Annotated in this window: 22 protein-coding genes, 2 tRNA genes and 3 rRNA genes; 3 read left to right on the top strand and 24 right to left on the bottom strand. The window is 57.9% G+C overall.

Features of this window, described 5'->3' with window-relative positions:
• Positions 1 to 210 precede the first annotated feature (210 nt).
• The 5 genes from rrf to AC097L_RS04350 form a co-directional block, all read right to left on the bottom strand.
• A 5S ribosomal RNA gene (gene rrf, locus AC097L_RS04370) occupies positions 211 to 323 on the bottom strand.
• Between the two features lie 143 nt (positions 324 to 466).
• Positions 467 to 3348, bottom strand: a 23S ribosomal RNA gene (locus AC097L_RS04365).
• Between the two features lie 400 nt (positions 3349 to 3748).
• Positions 3749 to 3824, bottom strand: a tRNA-Ala gene (locus tag AC097L_RS04360).
• A gap of 27 nt (positions 3825 to 3851) precedes the next feature.
• Positions 3852 to 3928: transfer RNA gene (locus AC097L_RS04355), tRNA-Ile, on the bottom strand.
• 122 nt (positions 3929 to 4050) lie between these two features.
• Positions 4051 to 5587 (bottom strand): 16S ribosomal RNA (locus AC097L_RS04350).
• Together the 16S, 23S and 5S rRNA genes with 2 tRNA genes alongside form the textbook arrangement of a ribosomal RNA operon.
• A 645-nt stretch (positions 5588 to 6232) precedes the next feature.
• Between AC097L_RS04350 and AC097L_RS04345 the strand changes: the two genes are divergently transcribed.
• Positions 6233 to 8140 carry an ATP-binding cassette domain-containing protein gene (locus AC097L_RS04345; RefSeq protein WP_479584939.1) on the top strand — a complete coding sequence of 636 codons (1908 nt, stop codon included), beginning with the start codon at positions 6233 to 6235 and terminating at the stop codon, positions 8138 to 8140.
• Between the two features lie 61 nt (positions 8141 to 8201).
• Here AC097L_RS04345 and AC097L_RS04340 read toward each other — a convergent pair whose 3' ends face one another.
• From AC097L_RS04340 to AC097L_RS04310, 7 genes are all read right to left on the bottom strand, one after another.
• A complete protein-coding gene (locus AC097L_RS04340) occupies positions 8202 to 9305 on the bottom strand; it encodes a protein-glutamate methylesterase/protein-glutamine glutaminase (protein WP_479584954.1) in 1104 nt (367 codons plus the stop codon).
• Between the two features lie 9 nt (positions 9306 to 9314).
• Entirely contained in the window at positions 9315 to 9962 is a 648-nt protein-coding gene (gene cheD, locus AC097L_RS04335; protein ID WP_479584953.1) for a chemoreceptor glutamine deamidase CheD, read from the bottom strand.
• Between the two features lie 153 nt (positions 9963 to 10115).
• Positions 10116 to 10970 carry a CheR family methyltransferase gene (locus tag AC097L_RS04330; RefSeq protein ID WP_479584938.1) on the bottom strand — a complete coding sequence of 285 codons (855 nt, stop codon included), beginning with the start codon at positions 10968 to 10970 and terminating at the stop codon, positions 10116 to 10118.
• A 13-nt stretch (positions 10971 to 10983) separates the two neighbouring features.
• Positions 10984 to 11463, bottom strand: coding sequence for a chemotaxis protein CheW (locus AC097L_RS04325; RefSeq protein WP_479584937.1), 480 nt, complete (start codon positions 11461 to 11463; stop codon positions 10984 to 10986).
• A gap of 48 nt (positions 11464 to 11511) precedes the next feature.
• On the bottom strand, positions 11512 to 13614 hold the full coding sequence (locus AC097L_RS04320) for a chemotaxis protein CheW (protein WP_479584936.1): 2103 nt from the start codon (positions 13612 to 13614) through the stop codon (positions 11512 to 11514).
• Between the two features lie 39 nt (positions 13615 to 13653).
• Positions 13654 to 14016 (bottom strand): response regulator, encoded by a 363-nt coding sequence (locus AC097L_RS04315; RefSeq protein ID WP_479584935.1) that lies wholly within the window; start codon positions 14014 to 14016, stop codon positions 13654 to 13656.
• A 52-nt stretch (positions 14017 to 14068) separates the two neighbouring features.
• Positions 14069 to 14515 carry a hypothetical protein gene (locus AC097L_RS04310; RefSeq protein WP_479584934.1) on the bottom strand — a complete coding sequence of 149 codons (447 nt, stop codon included), beginning with the start codon at positions 14513 to 14515 and terminating at the stop codon, positions 14069 to 14071.
• Between the two features lie 182 nt (positions 14516 to 14697).
• Here AC097L_RS04310 and AC097L_RS04305 point away from each other — a divergent pair, with 182 nt between their 5' ends.
• Both AC097L_RS04305 and AC097L_RS04300 read left to right on the top strand, forming a co-directional pair.
• The gene (locus AC097L_RS04305; RefSeq protein WP_479584933.1) at positions 14698 to 15822 is read left to right on the top strand and encodes a sensor histidine kinase; all 1125 of its coding nucleotides are present in this window, start codon (positions 14698 to 14700) and stop codon (positions 15820 to 15822) included.
• Positions 15819 to 16448, top strand: a complete 630-nt coding sequence (locus AC097L_RS04300) for a response regulator (protein WP_479584932.1) — start codon at positions 15819 to 15821, stop codon at positions 16446 to 16448. The genes AC097L_RS04305 and AC097L_RS04300 overlap by 4 nt, the downstream gene beginning before the upstream one ends.
• Before the next feature lie 73 nt (positions 16449 to 16521).
• Here the strand turns inward: AC097L_RS04300 and fliR are convergent, their stop codons facing one another.
• From fliR to fliG, 12 genes are all read right to left on the bottom strand, one after another.
• Positions 16522 to 17292, bottom strand: a complete 771-nt coding sequence (gene fliR, locus AC097L_RS04295) for a flagellar biosynthetic protein FliR (RefSeq protein WP_479584931.1) — start codon at positions 17290 to 17292, stop codon at positions 16522 to 16524.
• Positions 17293 to 17307: 15 nt separating this feature from the next.
• Positions 17308 to 17577 (bottom strand): flagellar biosynthesis protein FliQ, encoded by a 270-nt coding sequence (fliQ, locus tag AC097L_RS04290; RefSeq protein WP_295954421.1) that lies wholly within the window; start codon positions 17575 to 17577, stop codon positions 17308 to 17310.
• Positions 17578 to 17589: 12 nt separating this feature from the next.
• The gene (gene fliP / locus AC097L_RS04285; protein WP_479584930.1) at positions 17590 to 18336 is read right to left on the bottom strand and encodes a flagellar type III secretion system pore protein FliP; all 747 of its coding nucleotides are present in this window, start codon (positions 18334 to 18336) and stop codon (positions 17590 to 17592) included.
• On the bottom strand, positions 18329 to 18658 hold the full coding sequence (locus AC097L_RS04280; RefSeq protein ID WP_479584929.1) for a FliO/MopB family protein: 330 nt from the start codon (positions 18656 to 18658) through the stop codon (positions 18329 to 18331). Before AC097L_RS04280 ends, fliP begins: the two co-directional genes overlap by 8 nt.
• A 6-nt stretch (positions 18659 to 18664) precedes the next feature.
• A complete protein-coding gene (gene fliN / locus AC097L_RS04275) occupies positions 18665 to 19090 on the bottom strand; it encodes a flagellar motor switch protein FliN (RefSeq protein ID WP_479584928.1) in 426 nt (141 codons plus the stop codon).
• On the bottom strand, positions 19077 to 20084 hold the full coding sequence (fliM, locus tag AC097L_RS04270; protein WP_479584927.1) for a flagellar motor switch protein FliM: 1008 nt from the start codon (positions 20082 to 20084) through the stop codon (positions 19077 to 19079). Before fliM ends, fliN begins: the two co-directional genes overlap by 14 nt.
• 22 nt (positions 20085 to 20106) lie before the next feature.
• A complete protein-coding gene (locus AC097L_RS04265; RefSeq protein ID WP_479584926.1) occupies positions 20107 to 20679 on the bottom strand; it encodes a flagellar basal body-associated FliL family protein in 573 nt (190 codons plus the stop codon).
• 141 nt (positions 20680 to 20820) lie between these two features.
• Positions 20821 to 22113: a flagellar hook-length control protein FliK gene (locus AC097L_RS04260; RefSeq protein ID WP_479584925.1), complete on the bottom strand. Its 1293-nt coding sequence runs from the start codon at positions 22111 to 22113 to the stop codon at positions 20821 to 20823.
• Entirely contained in the window at positions 22103 to 22576 is a 474-nt protein-coding gene (gene fliJ / locus AC097L_RS04255; protein ID WP_479584924.1) for a flagellar export protein FliJ, read from the bottom strand. The genes AC097L_RS04260 and fliJ overlap by 11 nt, the downstream gene beginning before the upstream one ends.
• Positions 22577 to 22604: 28 nt before the next feature.
• A complete protein-coding gene (gene fliI / locus AC097L_RS04250; protein ID WP_479584923.1) occupies positions 22605 to 24029 on the bottom strand; it encodes a flagellar protein export ATPase FliI in 1425 nt (474 codons plus the stop codon).
• Positions 24019 to 24738, bottom strand: coding sequence for a FliH/SctL family protein (locus tag AC097L_RS04245; protein WP_479584922.1), 720 nt, complete (start codon positions 24736 to 24738; stop codon positions 24019 to 24021). The genes fliI and AC097L_RS04245 overlap by 11 nt, the downstream gene beginning before the upstream one ends.
• Positions 24725 to 25720: a flagellar motor switch protein FliG gene (gene fliG, locus AC097L_RS04240; protein WP_479584921.1), complete on the bottom strand. Its 996-nt coding sequence runs from the start codon at positions 25718 to 25720 to the stop codon at positions 24725 to 24727. The genes AC097L_RS04245 and fliG overlap by 14 nt, the downstream gene beginning before the upstream one ends.
• Positions 25721 to 25729 lie beyond the last annotated feature (9 nt).

The following is a 25729-nucleotide window of genomic DNA, read 5'->3' as shown; positions in this document are numbered from 1 at the left end:
ATTCAAACGCCCACGCTTATCGGCTGTATATTTTTAAGGATCAACATCGTAGCTTTCACACTACTTTGCTTGACTCACTGTGATCAGCGAAGCCTTTTATTCTAGCATGCTTTTTAGCATACATAAAACGTTTTGCGTTTTCTTTAGAGCATGGTGTAAGCGCTAAAGAAAACGCCCAGTCCACTGGACTGGGCGTTTCTTGCTGTAATAGCCTGACGATGACCTACTTTCACACGGGAACCCGCACTATCATCGGCGCAGAGGCGTTTCACTGTCCTGTTCGGGATGGGAAGGAGTGGTACCACCTCGCTATGGTCATCAGGCATAACTTGTTGCCGCCCTGACATAGGTCAGGACAACGAATTCATAGAGATTTAATCAGCTCCGGCATCTCACCGGATAGTTTTTTGAATGCGTCACTTGGCATAACTAGTCCTTGAAACCAATTGCTTGGAATCAAAGTTATAGGGTCAAGCCTCACGAGCAATTAGTACAGGTTAGCTTAACGCATTACTGCGCTTCCACACCCTGCCTATCAACGTCCTGGTCTTGAACGACTCTTTAGGGGGCTCAAGGCCCCGGCAGATCTCATCTTGAAACGAGTTTCCCGCTTAGATGCTTTCAGCGGTTATCTCTTCCACACTTAGCTACTCGGCAATGCCACTGGCGTGACAACCGATACACCAGAGGTGTGTCCACTCCGGTCCTCTCGTACTAGGAGCAGGCTTCCTCAAATCTGCAGCGCCCACGGAAGATAGGGACCAAACTGTCTCACGACGTTTTAAACCCAGCTCACGTACCTCTTTAAATGGCGAACAGCCATACCCTTGGGACCGGCTACAGCCCCAGGATGAGATGAGCCGACATCGAGGTGCCAAACACCGCCGTCGATATGAACTCTTGGGCGGTATCAGCCTGTTATCCCCAGAGTACCTTTTATCCGTTGAGCGATGGCCCTTCCATACAGAACCACCGGATCACTATGTCCTGCTTTCGCATCTGCTCGACTTGTCAGTCTCGCAGTTAAGCACGCTTATGCCATTGCACTATCATCACGATGTCCGACCGTAACTAGCGTACCTTCGAACTCCTCCGTTACGCTTTGGGAGGAGACCGCCCCAGTCAAACTGCCTACCATGCACTGTCCCCGATCCAGATAATGGACCTAGGTTAGAACCTCAAACACACCAGGGTGGTATTTCAACGTTGGCTCCACAAGATCTAGCGACCCTGCTTCAAAGCCTCCCACCTATCCTACACAGATCTGTTCAAAGTCCAATACAAAGCTACAGTAAAGGTTCATGGGGTCTTTCCGTCTTTCCGCGGGGAGATTGCATCATCACAAACATTTCAACTTCGCTGAGTCTCAGGAGGAGACAGTGTGGCCATCGTTACGCCATTCGTGCAGGTCGGAACTTACCCGACAAGGAATTTCGCTACCTTAGGACCGTTATAGTTACGGCCGCCGTTTACTGGGACTTCAATCAAGAGCTTGCACCCCATCATTTAATCTTCCAGCACCGGGCAGGCGTCACACCCTATACGTCCACTTTCGTGTTTGCAGAGTGCTGTGTTTTTAATAAACAGTCGCAGCCACCGATTTTTTGCAACCCCGTTGGGCTCCATCCGCAAGGGATTTCACCTACTAGAGGCACACCTTCTTCCGAAGTTACGGTGTCAATTTGCCGAGTTCCTTCTCCTGAGTTCTCTCAAGCGCCTTAGAATACTCATCTCGCGCACCAGTGTCGGTTTGCGGTACGGTCGTGTGTAGCTGAAGCTTAGTGGCTTTTCCTGGAAGCAGGGTATCACTCACTTCGGCTGCAAGCAGCCTCGTTATCACCCCTCATCTAAGCCCGGCGGATTTACCTACCAGGCATGACTACAGGCTTGAACCAACATATCCAACAGTTGGCTGAGCTAACCTTCTCCGTCCCCACATCGCACTACACATCGGTACAGGAATATTGACCTGTTTCCCATCAACTACGCATCTCTGCCTCGCCTTAGGGGCCGACTCACTCTACGCCGATGAACGTTGCGTAGAAAACCTTGCGCTTACGGCGAGGGGGCTTTTCACCCCCTTTAACGCTACTCATGTCAGCATTCGCACTTCTGATACCTCCAGCAGGGTTTACACCGCCACCTTCACAGGCCTACAGAACGCTCTCCTACCACTTGCAATAAATTGCAAATCCGCAGCTTCGGTAACTGGCTTAGCCCCGTTACATCTTCCGCGCAGGACGACTCGATCAGTGAGCTATTACGCTTTCTTTAAATGATGGCTGCTTCTAAGCCAACATCCTGACTGTTTTAGCCTTCCCACTTCGTTTCCCACTTAGCCAATTTTAGGGACCTTAGCTGGCGGTCTGGGTTGTTTCCCTCTTGAGTCCGGACGTTAGCACCCGGTGCTCTGTCTCCCAAGCTGTACTCGTCGGTATTCGGAGTTTGCATTGGTTTGGTAAGTCGCCATGACCCCCTAGCCAAAACAGTGCTCTACCCCCGACGGTAATACTTGAGGCACTACCTAAATAGTTTTCGGAGAGAACCAGCTATTTCCAAGTTTGTTTAGCCTTTCACCCCTATCCACAGCTCATCCGCTAGTTTTGCAACACTAGTCGGTTCGGACCTCCAGTGCGTGTTACCGCACCTTCATCCTGGCCATGGATAGATCACTTGGTTTCGGGTCTACACCCAGCGACTGAATCGCCCTATTCGGACTCGGTTTCCCTACGCCTTCCCTATTCGGTTAAGCTTGCCACTGAATGTAAGTCGCTGACCCATTATACAAAAGGTACGCAGTCACCCCTTTCGAGGCTCCTACTTTTTGTAAGCATGCGGTTTCAGGATCTATTTCACTCCCCTCCCGGGGTTCTTTTCGCCTTTCCCTCACGGTACTAGTTCACTATCGGTCAATGATGAGTATTTAGCCTTGGAGGATGGTCCCCCCATATTCAGACAGGATTTCTCGTGTCCCGCCCTACTTGTCGTTAGCTTAGTACCACACGTCTGTTTTCACGTACGGGGCTATCACCCGCTATGGCTAGTCTTTCCAAACTATTCCGTTAACAGTCGCGCTATCACTAACAGGCTTTTCCGATTTCGCTCGCCACTACTTTCGGAATCTCGGTTGATGTCTTTTCCTCGAGCTACTGAGATGTTTCAGTTCACCCGGTTCGCCTCGCATGACTATGTATTCATCATGCGATACCCCTAAGGGTGGGTTTCCCCATTCAGAAATCTCCGGATCAAAGCTAATTTGCCAGCTCCCCGAAGCTTATCGCAGGCTATCACGTCTTTCGTCGCCTATCATTGCCAAGGCATCCACCACATGCTCTTATTCACTTGACCCTATAACTTTGACGTCTCTTTTCAGAAACACCGCCGTTGTCTTCAAGGAATGTTTGATTGGTCTTTCACCAATCGCGTTATGCCGTAAACAACTTCAGCTCTTTCGAGCCTTCATCGTTAATTTTGAATTTCAAACCAAAGTCTGAATATTCGTTTTGACGCAATCAAAAATTTGTCACTAACCACCACCACTAGGCACGGTCTGCACTAAACCTTTACGAATGTGCAGTTTCCCAGAGGCAGCTAAACGGTTAGCAACGCTGATTAAACTCTATGAATTTTTAATGAACAGCCGATTAACCTTCTCAGATTAATTTATATCGATCAATAGATATTGATCAACAACAAAGCAGCCTCGTTAAAAGCCACTTTGGTGTTGAATATATAAGCACCAAATGATTGGTGGAGGTGACAGGACTCGAACCCGCTACCTACTGCTTGCAAAGCAGCCGCTCTCCCAGCTGAGCTACACCCCCACAAAAACGGCAGTGTTGTTCAATGGATGGTGGGTCTGGTTGGTTTCGAACCAACGACCCCCGCCTTATCAAGACGGTGCTCTAACCAACTGAGCTACAGACCCAAGCCGGTCGCTCTGAGATCAACTTTAAGATTCAGATCAAAGATCTTTTCCAAAAATTGTCTTAGCGACAACCTTCCAACAACCGATAAGTGTGGGCATTCAAATTTGATTGCAGTTTCCAGAAAGGAGGTGATCCAGCCGCACCTTCCGATACGGCTACCTTGTTACGACTTTACCCCAGTCACGAACCCTGCCGTGGTAATCGCCCTCCTTGCGGTTAGGCTAACTACTTCTGGCAGAACCCGCTCCCATGGTATGACGGGCGGTGTGTACAAGACCCGGGAACGTATTCACCGTGACATTCTGATCCACGATTACTAGCGATTCCGACTTCACGCAGTCGAGTTGCAGACTGCGATCCGGACTACGACTGGCTTTATGGGATTAGCTCCCCCTCGCGGGTTGGCAACCCTTTGTACCAGCCATTGTATGACGTGTGTAGCCCCACCTATAAGGGCCATGAGGACTTGACGTCATCCCCACCTTCCTCCGGTTTGTCACCGGCAGTCTCATTAGAGTGCCCAACTAAATGTAGCAACTAATGACAAGGGTTGCGCTCGTTGCGGGACTTAACCCAACATCTCACGACACGAGCTGACGACAGCCATGCAGCACCTGTGTTATGGCTCTCTTTCGAGCACTCCTCCATCTCTAAAGGATTCCATACATGTCAAAGGTGGGTAAGGTTTTTCGCGTTGCATCGAATTAAACCACATCATCCACCGCTTGTGCGGGTCCCCGTCAATTCCTTTGAGTTTCAACCTTGCGGCCGTACTCCCCAGGCGGTCAACTTCACGCGTTAGCTTCGTTACTGAGTCAGTGAAGACCCAACAACCAGTTGACATCGTTTAGGGCGTGGACTACCAGGGTATCTAATCCTGTTTGCTCCCCACGCTTTCGTGCATGAGCGTCAGTACAGGTCCAGGGGATTGCCTTCGCCATCGGTGTTCCTCCGCATATCTACGCATTTCACTGCTACACGCGGAATTCCATCCCCCTCTACCGTACTCTAGCTATACAGTCACAAATGCAGGTCCCAGGTTGAGCCCGGGGATTTCACATCTGTCTTATATAACCGCCTGCGCACGCTTTACGCCCAGTAATTCCGATTAACGCTCGCACCCTACGTATTACCGCGGCTGCTGGCACGTAGTTAGCCGGTGCTTATTCTTACGGTACCGTCATGGGCCCACCGTATTAAGGCAGACTTTTTCGTTCCGTACAAAAGCAGTTTACAACCCGAAGGCCTTCATCCTGCACGCGGCATTGCTGGATCAGGCTTGCGCCCATTGTCCAAAATTCCCCACTGCTGCCTCCCGTAGGAGTCTGGACCGTGTCTCAGTTCCAGTGTGGCTGGTCGTCCTCTCAGACCAGCTACAGATCGTCGCCTTGGTGGGCTTTTACCCCACCAACTAGCTAATCTGATATCGGCCGCTCCAATCGCGCGAGGCTCTTGCGAGTCCCCCGCTTTCATCCAGAGATCGTATGCGGTATTAGCACAGCTTTCACTGCGTTATCCCCCACGACTGGGCACGTTCCGATATATTACTCACCCGTTCGCCACTCGCCACCAGGATTGCTCCCGTGCTGCCGTTCGACTTGCATGTGTAAGGCATGCCGCCAGCGTTCAATCTGAGCCAGGATCAAACTCTATAGTTCGATCTTGATTTTTTGCCCCTGACTTTTACCACCAGGGGCCACTCATAAATTGGAATTGACATGAACTTCATTTCTGATATTCACATCTTCTTTTACTTCATGAGCGTTTGTAGTGCTATGCACTAGTTCCGAAGAACTTGGCAATCGCATTCAAACGCCCACGCTTATCGGCTGTATATTTTTAAGGATCAACATCGTAGCTTTCACACTACTTTGCTTGACTCACTGTGATCAGCGAAGCCTTTTATTCTAGCATGCTTTTTAGAGCTTGCCGCAAAAAGCTTTAACTTTTTGCTTATCTGCCGTGTCGCGTTTTGGAGTAAACCTTGGCATTCCCGTATTCAGCGAAGCCTTGAATTATATACTGGTTTTTACCAGTATCCGAAACAGCTGCTACTTACTGACTTTGCTTTCGCATCCTGCACATTGCTGGGCGTTGACAGTACAGCCTTCTACTTTAGCACGGTTTGAATCGACACCGGACTAGCTAACACTTTAAAGTTGAAAACAGCAACAAAGTTCATGGTTGCGCTCCCCATGGCCCCCTGGGAACAAGCCACAGCCACACGCCTGTTATATAAAGTGCAACCCCTCTTGACCCATCTACCAAGGGGTGAAACCCGTAGACCGGATAATCCCCCCAACATGGCACTCATTACCCTACTCGACGCCCAACTGGCTTTTGGACACGTCGCACTTCTCGATAAAGCCGCTTTTTCCCTTGAAACCACGGAGCGCGTAGGCCTGATTGGCCGCAACGGAGCGGGCAAATCGTCCATGCTCAAGATCCTGGGTGGGCTGGAGAAGCCTGACGACGGCGCGATGCACGTGCAGCAAGGTCTGCGCATTGCCTACGTGGCCCAGGAACCGGTGTTGGCCCCGGAAGACTCGGTGTTCAAATCCGCCAGCGTCGGCCTGGCCAGCGTGATTGCAGCGCGGGACCTGTATTTGTCCGGGGCCGATGGCGTGGATCTGGATGCCTTGCAGTCGCAGATCGAGGCGTTTGATGCCTGGAACTGGGAGCAGCGCGTCGAAGAAACCCTGCACCGGCTGCATCTGGACCCCGAAGCGATTGTCGGCACCTTGTCGGGCGGCACCAAAAAACGCGTGGCGCTGGCCCAGGCCCTGGTCGCCAAGCCCGACGTGCTGCTGCTCGACGAGCCAACCAACCACCTGGACCTGGATTCCATCGAGTGGCTGGAAGACCTGCTGATCGACTTCAACGGCAGCCTGATCACCATCACCCACGACCGCAGCTTCCTGAACCGCGTGGCGACCCGCATTGTCGAGCTGGACCGTGGCAAGCTCAACTCCTACCCCGGCAACTTCGAGCAGTACGTACTGCAAAAAGAAGAGCAGCTTGCGCAAGAAGCCGTGATCTCTGCCAAGGCCGACAAGCTGCTGGCGCAAGAGGAAATTTGGGTACGCCAAGGCGTAGCCGCTCGCCGCACCCGCAGCCAGAGCCGCGTGGTGCGCCTGGACGCGCTGCGCTCCAGCCGCTCTGCGCGCCGCGATGCGCAAGGCAGCGTGAACCTGGATGTAGCCTCGGGCCAGTCCAGCGGCAAGATCGTGGCCGAGCTGACCGATGTGAGCAAGGCTTTTGGCGACAAGATCATCGTCCAGGGCTTCAGCGACGTGATTCTGCGTGGTGACAAAGTCGGCTTTCTGGGGGCCAATGGCGCGGGCAAGAGCACCCTGCTCAAGCTGATCCTGGGTGAAATCCAGCCCGACAGCGGCAAGATCCGCCAAGGCTCGAACCTGCAAGTGGCCTACTTCGACCAGATGCGCAACGCGCTGGACCTGGACGCCACGCTGGAGGACTTCATCAGCCCCGGCAGCGAATGGATCGAAATCGGCAACCAGCGCAAACACGTCAAAAGCTACCTGAGCGACTTTTTATTCTCCCCGGCCCGCGCCAACTCACCCGTGCGCTCGCTCTCGGGCGGCGAACGCAACCGTTTGCTGCTGGCGCGCCTGTTTGCCCGCCCGGCCAATGTGCTGGTACTGGACGAACCGACCAACGACCTAGACATCGACACCCTGGAGCTGCTGGAAGACCTGCTGCAAAACTACGAAGGCACCGTGTTCTTGGTCAGCCACGACCGGGCTTTTTTGGACAATGTGGTCACCAGCATCATTGCGCACGAACCCGAGGAGCGGCCTGGCTTCTGGCGCGAATACGAAGGCAGCGTGCAAGACTGGCTGATCCAGAGCAAGCGCGCCAAGTTGATTGCCGAAACCAATAAGAAAAACACGTCCCAGCGCTCGTCAAATGTGCAGGAGACGCTCTCAAATACAGAGCAAAAACCAGTAGCAGCCGTGGTAGCCACCAAGGCCCGCAAGCTGAGCTTTAAAGAGCAGCGTGAACTCGACGGCCTGCCGGAGCAGATTGCTGCATTGGAAAAAGAGCAGGCCGACATCACCGCCACTCTGGCCGATGGCAGTCTCTACACGAAGGATGCCGCGCGCGCCGCCAGCCTGGGCCTGCGTAATACACATATCGACGAACAGCTGCTGGCGGCGTTAGAACGCTGGGAAATGCTGAGCGCCTGATTGCTATAGTTAAAATAGCTGCTAACGCATATGAAGCATGCGCTAGCGGCCTATTTCATGCTCAAATTCGGTTGTGCAATCGATCGCCACTGGCACCCAGCTTGGCCAGCAAGGCGGGGGCGATTTTGTCCAGCGGCAACACCTCATCGGCCGCACCGTGGGCAATCGCTTCGCGCGGCATGCCGAAAACCACGCAACTGGCTTCGTCCTGTACGTAGTTGTAGCTACCTTTATCATGCATTTCGCGCATAGCGCGGGCCCCGTCGTTGCCCATGCCGGTGAGCATGATGCCGTAGGCGTTACGGCCCACCATCTCGGCGCAGGACAAAAACAACACCTCCACTGACGGACGGTGGCGGTTTACCAGCTCGGCATCTTCCACCACTGCCACGTAATTAGCCCCGCTGCGGTTGATGCGGAACTGCTTGCCACCTGGCGCGATGTAGGCGTGGCCGGGCAGGATGCGTTCACCATGTGCGGCTTCTTTGACCGTGATCTGACACAGGCTGTTTAAGCGTGCGGCAAAGCTGGTGGTAAAGCCTGGCGGCATGTGCTGGGTGATGACGATGGCGGGCGAGTCGGCCGGCATGCAGACCAGAATTTCCTTAATGGCCTCGGTGCCGCCAGTGGAAGCGCCGATGCAGATCATCTTCTCGGTCGACAGGCGCCCGATCAGGGCGTTAGTGGAGCGTGCGGCCGAAGCCGGTGGCAGCACTGCGGTGCCGGGTGCCGACACCGCAGGCAGCAAAGGGCGGCGGAACTTGGCCACGGCCGCCACACGCACCTTATCGACGATTTCAGAGGCCAGATCGCGCAGACCATTGGCCAGGCCGATGCGGGGCTTGGCCACAAAGTCCACCGCACCCAGCTCCAAAGCCCGCAACGTGACTTCGGCCCCCTGCGCGGTCATAGTGGAGATCATCACCACCGGCATCGGGCGCAATCGCATGAGGCGGCCCAAAAAGTCGATGCCGTCCATACGCGGCATTTCCACATCCAAAGTGATGACGTCCGGGTCCAGATCGCGGATCATTTCGCGGGCGATCAACGGATCATTGGCCGCACCGATGCACTCCATGTCAGGCTGGCGGTTGATGATTTCGGTCAGGAGGCTGCGCACCAGCGCCGAGTCGTCCACCACCAATACACGGATCTTCTTCATCACAACACTCATCTAAAACAAATCGACGGAACCACCGGACGTAGATTGCACCACCGTAGCCACATTGCCACGCCGCTCGCTGACAGCCTGGTCGGGATGGGCGTGCGCCAGCCGCTTGACCATGGCTTTACCGGTAATCGGGAAAAAACACACCTTGCGGGGATAGATGTCCAGCACGTCTTGCGACAGCAGCGGGATGCGCTCGGTTTGCAAATAATCAATCACAAACTGGGTGTTGCGCTCGCCCACGTTCATAGTGGTGAAGTTGGACATGACCTGGCCGCCACCAAAAATCTTAGCCTGCATGGTTTCACGGCGTGCTCCGTTTTTCAGCATTTCGTTGATCAGCAGCTCCATGGCGTACGAACCGTAGCGGCCCGCACCAATGCCATCCTCACCATCCGGCAGCATGAAATGGTTCATGCCACCGATCTGCGCCCGCGTGTCCCAGAGGCAGGCGGCAATACAAGAGCCCAGCACCGTCATGATGACCAGGTTTTCGTCCGACACAAAGTATTCGCCCGGCAGCACTTTCACGGCGTTGTACTGAAAGTGGTGGTCAGGATAGAAAAACGAGGCTTCACCCGGTTTGCGTGGCCGTGCTTTAAGCTCTTCAATCGTGCTGTTGCGCTCGCTGGCCGGTCGCCCGGCCGGGAGCATGCCGACCCGGGAAGCGCGTCGGCGGTCGGCATCGGCACCGATAGGGAACTCGCCCGCCGCCATGCGCTGGGAAAGCGAGGGGCCTGTGGTTCTGGGGATGTCCATAGTTTTTAAAGACGCACGCTGAAGCCGAGCGGCTTGCGAAGGGCGGGACTAACAACGTTCATAGCTGGTCTTTCCCCGCAAGATGAATAAATCGCGCGATTCGCTGAAATTCTCCGCATGGCCGACAAACAGCGTGGCACCAGGCTTCATCACCCGGTGAATGCGCTCCAGCACCGCCCGTTGGGTGGCTGCGTCAAAGTAGATCATCACATTGCGGCAAAACACGACGTCGAAATGCTCACGAAACGGCCAGTCATCGCGGATCAGGTTGACACTAATGAAGTCGATCATGCGGCGCAGCTCAGGCTTGATACGCACCAGACCGGCGTTGTCTCCCTTGCCGCGCAGCAAGAACTTTTGCATCCGGCCCTGGTCAAGCCCCTTGAGGTTTTCCAGCCGGTAAATACCCTGGGCCGCGGATGCCAGCACTTTGGAATCGATGTCGCTGGCAGTGAGCTTGAAAGACGGGCTCTGGCCTAAGTTCTCCAGCGCCGTCATCACAATGGAGTACGGTTCTTCACCGGTGGACGAGGCACTGCACCACACGTTCCATGGCGTGCTGGCCGGTTTGGACTTGAACAGCGAAGCCAAAATTTCAAAATGGTGCTGCTCACGGAAAAAGGCTGTGAGGTTGGTGGTGAGCGCATTCACAAACTCTTGCCATTCCGGCCCATCGGTGGAGTGCTCCAGCCAGCCCAGGTAATCGCGAAAACTGTTGTGCCCCGTGTCGCGCAGCCGCCGGGACAGACGGCTATAGACCATGGCGTGCTTGCCGTCGTGCAGCTTGATACCTGCATGCTTGTAGATAAGCGACTGGACGCGCTCAAAGTCGGCATCGGTCCAGACAAACTCGCGGCCTTCCAAAACAGGGCCAGTGCTGGTTGCGGCAGGAGATGGGCGCATGGGAACGTGTGGCTCAGTCGGCAGACAGGCCCATATCGGCCCCGGACATCAAGCGCTCAATGTCCAGCAGAATCAGCATCCGGTCGCTAACCGAGCCCAGACCCAGAATGCAGCTGTTGTCCACCACGCTGTCGATATCGGGGGCGGCTTTGACGCTCTCGGGTTGCAGCTCAAGCACGTCACTCACCGAATCCACCACAATGCCGACGATGCGGGTGCGCAGATTCAGGATGATGACCACCGTGAAGCTGTTGTACTCGGCTTCAGAGCAATTGAACTTAAGGCGCATATCCACGATCGGCACGATCGTGCCGCGCAGATTCACCACGCCTTTGATAAAGGTCGGGGCGTTGGCAATACGGGTCGGTGGCTCGTAGCCGCGAATTTCCTGCACCTTCAAAATATCGATTCCGTATTCTTCCTGGCTCAGCCGGAAGGTCAAATACTCTCTGGCAGCGGTGGTCAAAGCCCCCGAACGTTCCATTGCACCCATAACCATCTCCTTCGTCGTCAAATCATGTGAACTGCAAATACCCGCCGGTCAATGCCGCGAGCGGCGCACCAGCGCGCCAATATCCAGAATCAATGCCACCTTGCCGTCACCCATGATGGTGGCACCCGACACGTTAGACACTTTGCGGTAATTCGATTCCAGGTTTTTCACCACTACCTGGTGTTGGCCTAACAGCTCGTTGACTAGCAAGGCTACGCGGCTGCCTTCGGACTCGACCACGACCATGATGTTGTTGGCTTTTTCGGCATCGGCAATCGGCACCTGGAATATCTTTTCCAGTGCAATCACCGGCATGTATTCCTCGCGCACCTTGACCAGCTGTGAACCCTGAGCCACGGTGCTGACGGATTCGTCATTCACCTGGAAGGACTCGACTACCGAAGACAACGGCAGGATGTAGACCTCGTTGCCGACGCTGACCGACATACCGTCCATGATGGCCAAGGTCAATGGCAAGCGCACCGAAACCTTCATGCCCAGGCCTTCGACCGATTCGATATCGACCGTACCGTTGAGCGACGCAATATTGCGCTTCACCACGTCCATGCCCACGCCCCGTCCAGACACATCGGTCACTACGTCGGCGGTAGAGAAGCCGGGCGCAAAAATCAACTGCCAGACTTCGGCATCGCTCATGGCATCACTTACGTCCAGGCCGCGTTCACGGGCTTTGCGCAGGATTTTTTCGCGTGACATACCTTTGCCGTCGTCGCGCACCTCAATCACGATGGAGCCGCCTTGGTGCGCGGCCGACAGGGTGATGGTGCCGTTTTCCGGCTTACCCGCGGCGATGCGGTCCTCGGGCATCTCGATGCCGTGGTCGCAACTATTACGCACCAAGTGGGTCAACGGGTCGGTAATTTTTTCGACCAAGCCTTTGTCCAGCTCGGTGGACTCGCCCTGGGTCACGAAATCCACCTTTTTGCCCAGGCGGTTAGCCAGGTCGCGCAGCATGCGTGGGAAACGGCTGAACACGATGGACATGGGGATCATGCGGATCGACATCACTGACTCTTGCAGGTCACGGGTGTTGCGGTCTAAATCGGCCAAGCCGGCAAACAACTGCTGGTGCATGGCAGGCTCCAGCCCCTGGCTGTTTTGTGCCAGCATGGCCTGGGTGATGACCAGTTCACCCACCAGATTGATCAGTTGATCGACCTTTTTGATATCCACCCGGATGGTGGTAGCTTCCAGTGGAGTTTGGCCCGCGGCTTTCTCGGCTTTGGCGGCCACTACAGCGGGGGTAGGCACCGGCTGCTCGCCAGGATGACCTGGCGATCCGGCGAAGAAACCGTACTCCTCCTCCGCCGACACCGCGGCGGCGGCCACCACCACCACCGGCTCAGGTGCAGCGACTTCTACGGCCACGGCAGGGGCAGCCTCGGCATCCAGATCACGGATCTGCACCACGTCCTTGGACACGTGGAACACAAACAAGTCCAGCAGGTCGTCATTGGTAGAAGTGGTTTCTACCGCAAATACGCGGGTGTCCGCGCTTTCGCTGGGCATGGTGGTCACCGTACCCAAGCCCGGAATGTCACGGAACAGCTCTTTCACCGCATCTGCCTGTTCGGGTTTTTCCAGGGGACCGATGTGGATCACCAGCGAGCGCGCACCGGGGTTCTTTTTCACGGGTGCCGCAATCGGCGCAGCAGCGACCACCGGGGCCGGGGCTAGGGCAGCAACCGGAGCCGCCGCAGGCACTTCACCCGAGGCCAGCACACTGATGCGTTTGACCAGGGCGGAGGTGTTGATGGCCTCGCCCTCACCACCCGCCTGGTGGCGCGCCAATAGGCTGCGCGAGGCATCGGCCGACTCCAGCAGTGCATCGACCATAGGTGGAATCAACTTTAGCTCATGGCGGCGCAGCCGGTCCAGCAGCGACTCCATTTGGTGTGTCAGTTCAGCCACATCGGAAAACCCGAAGGTAGCAGCTCCGCCCTTGATCGAGTGGGCGCAGCGGAAGATACCGTTGAGCTCTTCGTCGTCGGTATCGGCCAAGTCCAGGTCCAGCAACATTTGCTCCATCTGGTCCAGGTTTTCGCCCGCCTCTTCAAAGAAGATTTGGTAGAACTGGGTCAGGTCAAAGTCTGCGCCTGAACTCGAATTGTCGGTTTGCATTTCAGCCATTCGGCCTCCTGTTTTTCTTGCAATCAGCGGTGTGGTGGTCTAGCGGATGACTTTCTGGATCACCTCAATCAACCGGGCAGGATCGAAAGGTTTCACCAGCCAGCCCGTGGCACCGGCACTGCGCCCCGCCTGCTTCATCTGGTCACTGGACTCGGTGGTCAAAATAAGAATGGGGGTGGTCTTGTACTTGGGGTGATCGCGCAGTAAACGCGTCAGGCCAATGCCATCCAGCCGCGGCATGTTTTGGTCTACCAGCACCAAGTCGATGGAATGCGACTGGGCCTTCTCGAAAGCATCCTGTCCGTCCACCGCTTCAATGACCTGGTAGCCCGCTCCAGTCAACGTGAAGGACACCATCTTTCGCATCGAAGGTGAGTCGTCAACGGCAAGAATCGAATGCATGAAAAACTCCAGCTAAAGATGAGAATGCGCGTGAATAGAGGGGGTCGGCATGTCAGAAAAGCTCAATGGAACCAGCGTCCATTTCGCTCTGGGTCACCGGGTTGGGGCGGTCAGGCACCATCGTCGCATACGGGGCGGGCTCTTCACCCTCGTCCTGTCCCATGGTTTCCGATGCCAGACGGAATGCGCAGGCCTGCAGCATCAAGGTGGTGTGCACGATCAATTGCGAAGCCATGTCCTGGAATTGCAGCTCAGTGACGGCGGCACGCAAATCACTGCGCACATCGTCCATGGCAGACACATTGGGCAGGTTTACCGCCTGGAGCCCCAGATTTACACTGTTGAAGCGGGCCATCAGGTTGTCCATGGTGTGGCTGAGCAGGCTTTCCAGTCGGCTCAAATCGTGCATCACCACCATGAGCGAATCCTGCAACTCAGCGACCAACATCACCGGCAGTTGCACTACCGGTCCTGTCGGAAGGGTTGGCTCTGTTTGCATGTATTCTCCGTTGCTGCAGGAAAGCCTTAGACAAATTGCCTCGTTTGCGTGAATGTTAATTCTATTTCACATCCTGTTACGAAAAATCTGCGAATTCAACCGCAATCCCTCTGCACCCGCACGCCCACCATGCTGATATCTGATGTTTATGTAGCTCACGCCTTCCCGCTCCAGGAGTGCGCATGAACCCCTGGCCCTGGCCCGAGGCCAAAGCCATCCAGATCCTGCACCTGGAGGACTCGGCCATTGACCACCAGATTGTTGTGCGGGCGCTCCGTAAACAAGGCCTAGTATGTACCCTGCAGCGGGTCGAAACGCTGGCTGCGTTTACCCAACTTACCGGCAGCACGCCGTTTGATTTGATTTTGGCAGACTACCGGCTACCGGGTTTTACGGCCATCGATGCCTGGCAAGCCCTGCAACGGCAGGCGCAGCAGCCGCCCTTCGTGCTGCTGTCGGGCGCCATCGGCGAAGCTGCGGCCGTGGATGCCATCCGGCTGGGTTTTAGCGACTACCTGCTCAAGGACGACATCAACAAGCTGGCGCATGTGATTGCCCGCGCCATTGAAGTGCGCGATGTCCGCCAGGCCAAAGAGCGCGCGGATGCCGAACTGGCTGCGTCCGAACGCCGCCTGGCCGAACTGGCCGAGCACCTGCAAAGCTCGATCGAACAAGAGCGCGCCGCCATTGCCCGCGAGGTGCACGACGATATTGGCGGCTCGCTGGCCGCCGTCAAGCTAGACCTGGCCTGGCTGGCACGCCACCATAAAGATGTGCCGTCGGTCAAACATCTGGGCTCGGCGCTAGAGATGCTGCAGCACGCTTTGGGGGCCAGTCAGCGCATCATGATGGACTTGCGCCCGCCGATTCTGGACCAGGGACTGACCGCCGCCGTGCAATGGCTCGCGCAGAGCTTTCAGAAGCGCACCGGCATTGCCACCAGCTTCCACGCCACCTTGGAGCAGTTCAGCGTCAACAAAGCCATCCAGCTTGTGGCCTACCGCACGGCACAAGAGGCTTTGACCAATATCTCCAAACACGCAGAATGCAGCGCGGTAAGCATCGAGCTGACCGACGGCGAAGGCGTATTGACGCTGGAAGTTACCGACAATGGGCGTGGTTTACACAAAACCATGCTGGACAAACCCAAGGCCTTTGGGCTGCGTGGCCTGCACGAACGGGCCAAAACCGTCGATGGTTGGCTGGACATCAGCAACCGGGGTGGGGTGGGCACCTCTATCATTTTGTCGGTGCCGCTGTTGCCCGACACCTCCACAGAGGCCACCATGACCGAAAGCGCCCCATGATCCATGTAGTTTTATGCGACGACCACGCCATGGTGCGGCGCGGCATCCGCGACATGCTGACGGAAGCGGTGGACATCCAGGTCACCGGCGAGGCCTCGGGCTATGCCGAAGTGCGCGAACTGCTGCGCAGCGCTGCCTGCGACGTGCTGGTGCTGGACCTGAGCATGCCCGGGCGGGGTGGCATGGAAGTGCTGTCCAGCCTGCGCGAAGCGGATTCGCCCATCAAGGTTCTGGTGGTGTCGATGTTCCCCGAGGACCAGTACGCCATCCGCTGTCTGCGCGCCGGGGCGCAGGGTTATTTGAATAAGGCGGGCGACCCTGAAGAACTGGTGCTGGCCGTGCGCACCGTGATGCAGGGGCGCAAATACGTGACCCCTGAGGTGGCGCAAATGTTGGTGGAAAGCCTGTCCAAGCCGGTGCTAGAAGTGCCACACGCCGCCTTGTCGGAGCGCGAAATGCAGACTCTGCTGAAAATTGCCTCCGGCAAACGCCTGTCTGACATTGCCGAAGAGCTGCTGCTCAGCCCCAAAACCGTCAGCGTCTACCGCACCCGGGTACTGGAAAAGCTCAAACTGGCCAACAACGCAGAACTCACGGTGTACGCCATTCGTAATAATTTAGTATAAAAACAATAGCTTCTAGCGCATACTAAATATGCGCCAGAGCTTGATTTTATACTTGAAAATTATCGTAAAAATGCTAGCGCTGGGCTGCGAACAAATCTATCGCCCGCGCCATCAGCGCCATCACCGGCTGGTCCAGCATCGGCAGGGTCACGGTCATCCCGACCAGGCCCATGGTCAAGGTGACGGGGAAGCCAATCGCGTAGATATTCATCTGCGGTGCCACGCGGGAAATCACACCCATCGTCAAGTTGACAAACAGCAGCATGGCCACCATGGGCAGGGCCATCCACAGTGCGCTGGCAAATAGTTGGGCCCCCAGCGTGTACAGCTTGACCTGGGCCAGCACCTCCAGAAAGTTGCCATCCACCGGAAAGCTGTCAAAGCTTTTGACCACGGCCATCAGCACGATCAGATGCCCGTTCATCACCACAAACAACAGCATCGACATGTGACCCAGAAAGCGCGCCACCGCGCTGACCTGGGTGTTGCTACCGGGGTCGAAAAAAGAGGCGAAGTTCAGCCCCATCTGCAGGCCCACCAGCTCGCCCGCCAGCTCCACCGAGGCAAACACCAGCCGTACCGCAAAGCCGATGGACATGCCCACCCCCACCTGCTGGATGACCGCGCCCAGCGCCTGCGGGCTATTCATGCTGATCTGGGGCTGGTTAACCAAACTGGCCTGGGCGGCCAGGGCCACAAAAAAGGCCAGGCCGATCTTGGCCCGCTGGGGGATGGATTTGAGCGAGAACACCGGCGCCACACTGAACATGGCCAGCACCCGCAAGAACGGCCAGAGGATGGGCGATAGCCACCCGGCCAGTTGGGCTTCGGTAAAGGTAAACACCGAGGCAGGCTGTCGCTAAAGAACCAGGGTGGGAATGGATTCGATGGTGCGACGGATGTAGTCCACCAGCGTCGCCAGCATCCACGGCCCGGCCAGCGCAAACACCAGCATGCAGGCAATCAGTTTGGGCACAAAGGACAGGGTCGCCTCGTGGATCTGGGTAATGGCCTGGAAGATGCTCACCAGCAAGCCCACCACCAGCACGCTAACCAGAATAGGAGCCGACACCAGCAGCAGCAGCCACATGGCCTCTTGCCCCACGGTCAATACCATTTGCGAGTTCATGTTGCCCCCCTGCTACTGGACGAAGCTGGCGGCCAGCGAACCAATGAGCAGGTTCCAGCCGTCGGCCAGCACAAACAGCATCAACTTGAACGGCAGCGCCACCAGCACCGGCGACAGCATCATCATGCCCAGCGACATCAGCACGCTGGCCACCACAATGTCGATCACCAGAAAGGGGATGAAGATCATGAAGCCGATCTGAAACGCCGACTTCAGCTCGCTGGTCACAAATGCAGGCACCAGCACCCGCAGCGGAGCGGTCTCAGCCGTCACGCTGGGCTCCAACCGGGCCAGCTTGGCAAACAGCGCAAAGTCGGATTGGCGGGTTTGTTTGAGCATGAACTGGCGTACCGGGGCCTCGCCCTTCTCCAGCGCCTGCTCAAAACTGATGGTGTTGGCGGTGTAAGGGGCGTAGGCTTCTTTATAAACCCGGTCAAAGGTGGGGCCCATGACAAAAAAGGTCAAGAATAGCGACAGGCCGATCACGATCTGGTTCGGCGGTGCCGACTGCGTGCCCAGCGCCTGGCGTAGCAAAGACAACACAATGACGATGCGGGTAAAGCCCGTCATCATCAGCAAAATCGCCGGTAAAAACGACAACGCGGTAAAGAACAGCAGCGTCTGGATCGGCACCGAGTAGCTCACGCCTTGCCCGCCCGCGCCAATCAGCAGCGGCAAAGTTCCCGCCGCCTGCGCAAACACCGGGGCATGCACCACGCCCACCACAGCAGGCAGCCACCAGCGAAACCGTTTAAACATGCGAAGTCCCATCTTGCAGCTTGGCCGCCACAGCGGCATAAGAAGGGGTAGCAGACACAGCAGGAATGGGTGCAGTGTGCAGACAGGTAATCGACTGCCCGGTCACGCCCAGCACCAGCCAGGTCCGCGCGCCTTCAGGGCCAACCTCGACCGTCACCACGCGCTGGTGCGGCCCCACGCCCACGGCAGACACCACGCGGGCGTTGCCAGACGTAGCCGCCCCACCTCCCTGGGCGCGGCGCTGTATCCATTTAATGGCCAACGGCAGCATGGCCATCACGGCCACAAACAGCACCACCACCAGCAAGGTCTGCCCCATCATGGCGGATCAGCCTTTGCTGAGGCGTTTCAGCCGTTCGGACGGCGTGACCACATCGGTCAGGCGGATACCGAACTTGTCATTCACCACCACCACCTCGCCCTGGGCGATCAGATAGCCGTTGATCAGCACGTCCATCGGCTCGCCCGCCAGCGCATCCAGCTCCACCACCGAGCCCTGCGCCAGTTGCAGGATGTATTTGATCGGCACTTTGGTACGGCCCAGCTCCACCGACAGGGTGACCGGGATGTCCAGCACCATGTTGATGTCTTGCGAGCCACCGTCTTTGTCCTTGGACATGGGGCCACTGCCAAACAGGGGACCGCCCTGGCTGGTGTCCTCGGGTTTGGCTTCGGCTACTTTTTGCTCTTCCAGGGCCTCGGCCCAGGCGGCCATCGGGTCTTCTTCGTCTTCTGTCTTTTTATCCGTTGCCATTCATTTCTCCCTGGAAATTGCCGTCTTCTTTGCGCAGGCATTCTTCAATGCGGATCGCATACTTGGAATTGTGGGTTCCGTACTGGCAATCAAATATCGGCACGCCTCCAATCGAGGCCCGGATGCGCGGCTCGCGCTCCAGCTCAATGAAGTCGCCTGGTTTCATACTCAAAAGCTGCTCTACCGTGGCATCGGCCCGGGCCAGTTCGGCCACCAGTGTGACCTCGGCAGACTGTATTTCGCGGCTCAGCAAGGTGATCCAGCGGCGGTCCACCTCGACCGAATCGCCCTGGGTGCTGGAATACAGCACATCCCGGATCGGCTCCAGGGTGGCGTACGGCATGCATATGTGGATAGCGCCGGTGATGTCGCCAATCTCCAGCTGGAACACCGTGGACACCACGATTTCGCTGGGCGTGGCGATGTTTGCAAACTGGGGCTGCATCTCGGAACGCTGGTAGTCCAGTTCCAGCGGGTAAATGCCGTGCCAGGCCTTTTTGTATTCGGTGCAAATTACATCGACCATGCGGTTGATCACCCGCTGCTCGGTCATGGAAAACTCGCGCCCTTCGATGCGGGTCTGGAACTTGCCTACGCCGCCGTACAAGGTGTCGATCACCCCAAACACCAACGAGGGCTCACAAACGATCAGCCCACTGCCGCGCAACGGGCGGATGGCCATGATGTTGAAATTGGTGGGCACCGCCAGCTCGCGCAAAAAGGCGCTGTAGCGCTGTACCTGCACCGTCCCCACCGAGATTTCGGGGCTACGTCGGATGAAGTTGAACAAGCCGATTCGGAAGTTACGGGCGAAGCGCTCGTTAACGATCTCCATGGTCGGCATGCGGCCTCGGACAATCTTTTCCTGGCTGGAGATATCGTAGTTACGGATTTCCCCGGTCTCGAAAACGGTTTCCACCGTTTTTTGGCTTTCGCCCGTGACGCCTTCGAGCAGGGCATCCACTTCCTCTTGGGATAGGAATGATTCACTCATGAAGTTACTCCATGGTGGTGTGTCATTGGATGATGAAGCTGGAAAACAGCACGCTCACGATCGGACTGGCAGCCGCCGCGGGCTTCTTTTTGGCCTTCTTTTTGGGTGCAGGATCCTCTTCCACATCGGCATCCTCCACCTCGTAGCCTAAAGGCGCAGAAACATCTCGCAAAATTTCATGGGCCAGCTTCTCTTTGCCTTCCTTGGTCAGCAGTTCTTCCGAGGTGCGCTGCGAAATCAATAGCAGCACCGCGCTGCGAATAGTAGGCAAGTGGGCTTTGACGGCATCCGAGGTGTGTTGGTCCACGACACCAATGGTGATACCCACCTGGGCAAATTTTTCGCCTCCGGCATCCGCCAGATTGACCACCATATTATCCATAGGCAGAAATACGGGAGGCGTGGTGGGCTTGGCCGATGAGTGGGCTGCGGGTGCCGCCTCTTCGCCGTCTTCGGTGGCCGGATGTCGCAGGAAAAAGAACCAGCCCGCACCACCCAGCACCAGCAGCAAAACAACTGCCATGATGATGACGAGCATTTTTTTACCCTTGGCCTTGGGGGGGGCAGACGCTTCAGCGGCAGCAGGTGCAGACACAATAATTCCTTCCGGGGTGGGGCCTGATGCAGCCCACATTCGCCATCAACTCAAAGCTTGTGCGTGGATTATTCATCCAGACGCTTCGGATAATAGCCAGATAAGCGGTGCAAAACCGCCGCATTCGCGTGCCTCGGTGGCCTACACGAATAGATCGACCGCCCGGCCTGTAGACCGCTGGGGTGCCGTGGGGCGCACAGCGGCAACTTCTGGCGCCGACCTGGCCGTGTTTTGCCGCCCCTCCGAGGGTGCCCGCCGCTCCCGCGCATTCGTACCCCCGGCCCCCGAAGAGCCTACCGACAGGCCCGACAGCACCATGCCCTCGCTGTGCAACAGGTCCTTCAAATGCGATGCAGCACCGGTCAGCAGGTCGCGGGCTTCGGGTTGGTCAGTCCGAAACTCCACATGCGCCTCGTTGCCCGACAAACTGATACTGACCTGCACCGGCTGGGCATCAGCCCCGTCAAAGGTCAACTCGGCGTTCTGGATACCCTGCGATATCCAGTAGCTGACCTGGTCGGCCACGGCCGCCTCGGGAGCGGGCTGGCTGGTGTCCACGCTGGCAGCAGCGCTCTCGAAATGTACGGTGGGGGTGAAGTGGTTGTGGCCCACGCCGCCCTCGGGCACTTTGTCGGCCACCAAGCCCTCGCGCTTGTCCCCTGTCTCGCGAACGGCCAGCTTCAAGGCTGCGGCTGCATCGGTGGCCGCCTGCAAGGCCGCCGCTTCCGTGACGGGCATAACCCACAGACCTCCACTGGCCATCGTGGCCATGTGGTCGGCACGTGTATCCGCGGTCGCCGTGCCCAACACGGGTTTGGCCGAGCCTTTGGAGCCCGATCCCGTCGCATCTTGCCCACCGGTGCCACCAGCCGCCAACCGGCTCTGGATTTGCTCAAAAACCGAGGCATAGTTGGCCAGATTGACCGACTGGGTTCGCGCATCGGGCAGCACGGTCGGCAGAGCTGCATTGGTCGCCACCGCAGCGGAGCCCGCCACACCGGCAGCATCGGCCTTCAATGCCGCTAAAGAGCCGGGACCTTGCAGCACATTCATGGCATCTGACGTACCGGACACCGATACCGCCACAACAGGCGCCGCCAAGGGAACCGGCACGGGTGGCAGGTAAGCCGCCATCCAGCTCGCGGCATCGGTGGCACCGGGATTGGTACTGCCCGCCTGGAGCTTGCCGGTATTGAGCAGCTTCTTGCGACCCACCCCGCCGTCTATCGGGTCTGCATCCTTCGATGGCACGGCACCATCGGCGGGCACATCCTCGTCGGTATCCAGGCCCTCCAGCAGGTTGCGGAATTCCTGGCTATCTTTGTCGACGGCTTTGCCATCGGCCGTGGGTTTGCTATTGCCTTGTGAGGCGGACGACACCGGCGGGGCTGCTTTGGTGGGCACCAGTGCGACTGGAACGGATTCAATGGCCATGGGAGTCCTCACCAAATTGTTGGTCTATCGATTTTCCAAACCGCTGCGCGGCAAATTCGTCGATTTGCTTCTGTTCACGGCGGTTTTGCAGCCGGTCGGCTTCCACTTGTTTGTTGCGGCACACCTGCTTCAGGGTGGCCACCCGGATTTCTGCCTCGGTGAGCTGCTTTTTTGCAGCCTCTACCCAGCGGGCGTTGTCCCCCAAGATGCCCAGTTGCATCTGGATGGCCTGCGCCAGGCGCTCCATGAACTGGTAGTGGTGGCGCATCAACTCGGGCACGGCGCAGGTTTGGGCCTGCGTCATCCAGCGCGTCTCGGTCTCCGACGCGTAGGTTTCCAGCTGGGTGAGTTGGTCGTGGGCGGCAATGTATTTTTGCTGCGCCTGGCCCACTGCTCGGCTGGCTGCGTCGCGCTTCAGGCTGGCCACATCCACGGCCACCGCCAGGGTTTTCAGCAGAGACATGGCCGTGTCCAGTCAGTCAGCCAGTTAGTCATCGTGCACCTGCTGCTTTGGAAATACTCTGCTCCATCTCGGCCAGGCTGCGTGTCAACGGAGATGCCTCATACATGCCCTGCTGCAAAAACGCAGCCATACCACCACTGAGGCGGATGGCTTCGTCCAACCCGGGGTCGGAGCCTGCGGCATAGGCACCGATCTGCACCAGGTCGCGGCCCTTCTGGTAGCGCGAGTTAACCATGCGAAAACGCCGGGCCGCTTCGAAATGCGCCGGACTGACTACGTTGTGCATCACCCGCGAGGCCGATTGCTCGATGTCGATGGCCGGGAAGTGGCCCGCCTCGGCCAGGGAGCGCGACAGCACGATGTGGCCGTCCAGAATCGCCCGGGCGGCATCGGCAATCGGGTCTTGCTGGTCGTCGCCTTCGGTCAGCACCGTGTAGAACGCGGTGATCGAACCCACACCGTTAAGGCCATTGCCGCTGCGTTCCACCAGTTGGGGCAGCTTGGCAAAGCACGATGGCGGGTAGCCCTTGGTGGCCGGGGGCTCGCCAATCGCCAGGGCGATTTCACGCTGGGCCATGGCAAAGCGGGTCAGCGAATCCATCAGCAGCAGCACATGCTGGCCTTTGTCCCGAAAGTACTCGGCCACCGCAGTGGCATACGCGGCACCTTGCAGGCGCAGCAACGGGGGCGCATCGGCCGGGGCGGCCACCACCACCGAGCGGGCACGGCCATCGGCCCCCAAAATATCTTCGACAAATTCTTTGACTTCACGGCCCCGCTCGCCGATCAAGCCGACCACGATCACGTCGGCCTGGGTGTAGCGGGCCATCATGCCCAACAGCACGCTTTTGCCCACACCCGAGCCCGCAAACAGGCCAATACGCTGACCACGCCCGACGGTGAGCATGCCATTGATGGCGCGCACGCCGGTGTCCAGTGGCTCGCGTACCGGGTCACGGTCCATCGCGTTGATGGGGCTGCGGTCCAACGGGGCAGCCACCACATCACGGATCGGGCCGCCGTGGTCCAGCGGCGCGCCCTGCGCGTCCACCACCCGGCCCAGCAAGCCGTCGCCCAAGGGCAGGCGCAGCACGCCCACGGCAAAAGCCGCAGGGTCGCGCGGTACATCGCCGAGCCGGGGAACCGAAATAAAAGGCGCAGCAGGCACCACACTGGCACCGCTGCTCAGGCCGTGCACATCGCCCGCGGGCATCAGATAAGCGCGGTCGTTCGAAAAACCTACCACCTCGACCAGCACCGACGGCCGCCCAGGCATGCTCACATGGCATTGCGAGCCCACCGGCGTGCGGATACCCACGGCCTCCAGCACCAACCCCGCCAAGCGGGTCAATGTGCCCCGCGCTTCCAGGGTGCTGCCGCTATCGACGCGCTGCTGCGCATCGGCTATGAATTGCGACCAAACCTGTGCGTCCTGGGGACGTTCAGTTGCCATCGTCCGCATCCGTCCAGGCCGAGACCAGTCCCAGATTGGCCACGGCCCGCTCCCAGCGCTTGGACAGCGTGCCATCAATCACCGTGCCGCCCGATTCCACCATGCAGCCGCCGCGCTCTACAGCGGCATCGGGCATCCAGGTCAGGGCCGGCGATGGGAAGGCCTCTTTCAGTGGGGCCTGCAGCACCTCCCAATCGTCCGGGTGCAGTTTGATGACAGCGGCTTTGCCGTCCATTACCAGCATGCCCAGCGCTTCGCGGATAACCGGCTCCACAGCGGCGGTGTCCACCATCAGTTCGCGGCGCACGATTTGGCGCGCCAGCCCGCAGGCCAGGGCCAGTACCTGCTGGGCCATGTCTTGCTCTACCTGGGCCAGGCGCGCTTGCATGGCGCTGAGCAGTTCAGCCAGGTTGTGCGCTGTCTCTACGCCCTGCCCCTGCACAAATGCATCGAGTTTTTGGTTGCCTTCCAGGGTGGCTTCGGCCAGTCCCTGGGTCAAACCAGCGGCGTGGCCATCTGCCCAGGCGCGGTCCAGCCGCACCTGCTCGGGCTCTTCGGGCTCCAGCTCGGGTTCTGGCAACAGCTCCAGCACCACCGGCACCACTGGGCCGACCGCGCCAAACCGCCACTCCGACACCTCGCCCAACTCTTCACTGCGGATGAAGCGCGAATGGGCGCGGGAGGAACTGCGGGTATTAGACAAAACCATCGTCACCTCCACCGCCCAGCACCACCTGGCCTTCGTCTACCAGGCGGCGCACAATTTTGAGCACTTCTTTTTGCTGCGCTTCGACTTCGGACAGGCGCATCGGGCCGCGCGACTCCAGGTCCTCGCGCATGGATTCGGCTGCACGGCTGGACATATTGGCCAGGATTTTCTCCTTGAGCTCGGGCGAAGCGCCTTTCAGGGCCACCACCAGGGTCTCGGAGGCCACCTCTTTGAGCACCATCTGGATGGATTTGTTGTCCAGCTTGGCCACGTCGTCGAAGACGAACATTTTGTCCACAATCTTCTGCGCCAGGTCGGAGTCAAAGCCCTTGATGGATTCGATGACCGTGCCCTCGATGTTGGCCCCCAGCAAGTTGATGATCTCGGCAGCCGCCTTGACCCCGCCCAGCGAAGACTTACGGATCTTGTCGCCACCGGCCAGCACCTTGAACAGCACTTCATTCAAGTCCTTCAAGGCCGTGGGCTGGATACCCTCTAGTGTGGCGACCCGCAGCAGCACCTCGTTGCGCTGGCGTTCGGTCAGTTGCTTGAGCACCGCAGCCGACTGCTCGTAGTCCAGGTGGACCAGAATGGCCGCCACGATTTGCGGATGCTCGTTGCGCAGCAACTCGGCCACCGACAGCGGGTCCATCCACTTCAGGCTTTCGATACCCGACACGTCGCCGCCGAGCAAAATGCGGTCGATCAGCAGCGAGGCCTTGTCGTCGCCCAACGCCCGGCGCAGCACCGCCTTGACATAGTCGGCCGTGTCGTTGACCAGCAAGCTCTGGGCCGCAGCAGCAGTGGTGAAGCGCACCAGCACCTGGTCCACCTTTTCACGGGTCACCACCTTGGTTTTGGCGATGGTTTCGCCCAGCTTTTGAACTTCCTTGGGTGAAAGGTGTTTAAAGACCTCGGCGGCCTCTTCTTCCCCCAGAGACATCAGAAAAATAGCGGCGTCGGTAAGACCTTGTTCGTCCATGGGGTTGCC

The sequence above is a fragment of the Rhodoferax sp. RT5P35 genome (genome assembly GCF_056521385.1).
The sequence above is the reverse complement of the archived record's forward strand: the minus strand, read 5'-3'. Positions and strand labels throughout refer to the sequence as shown.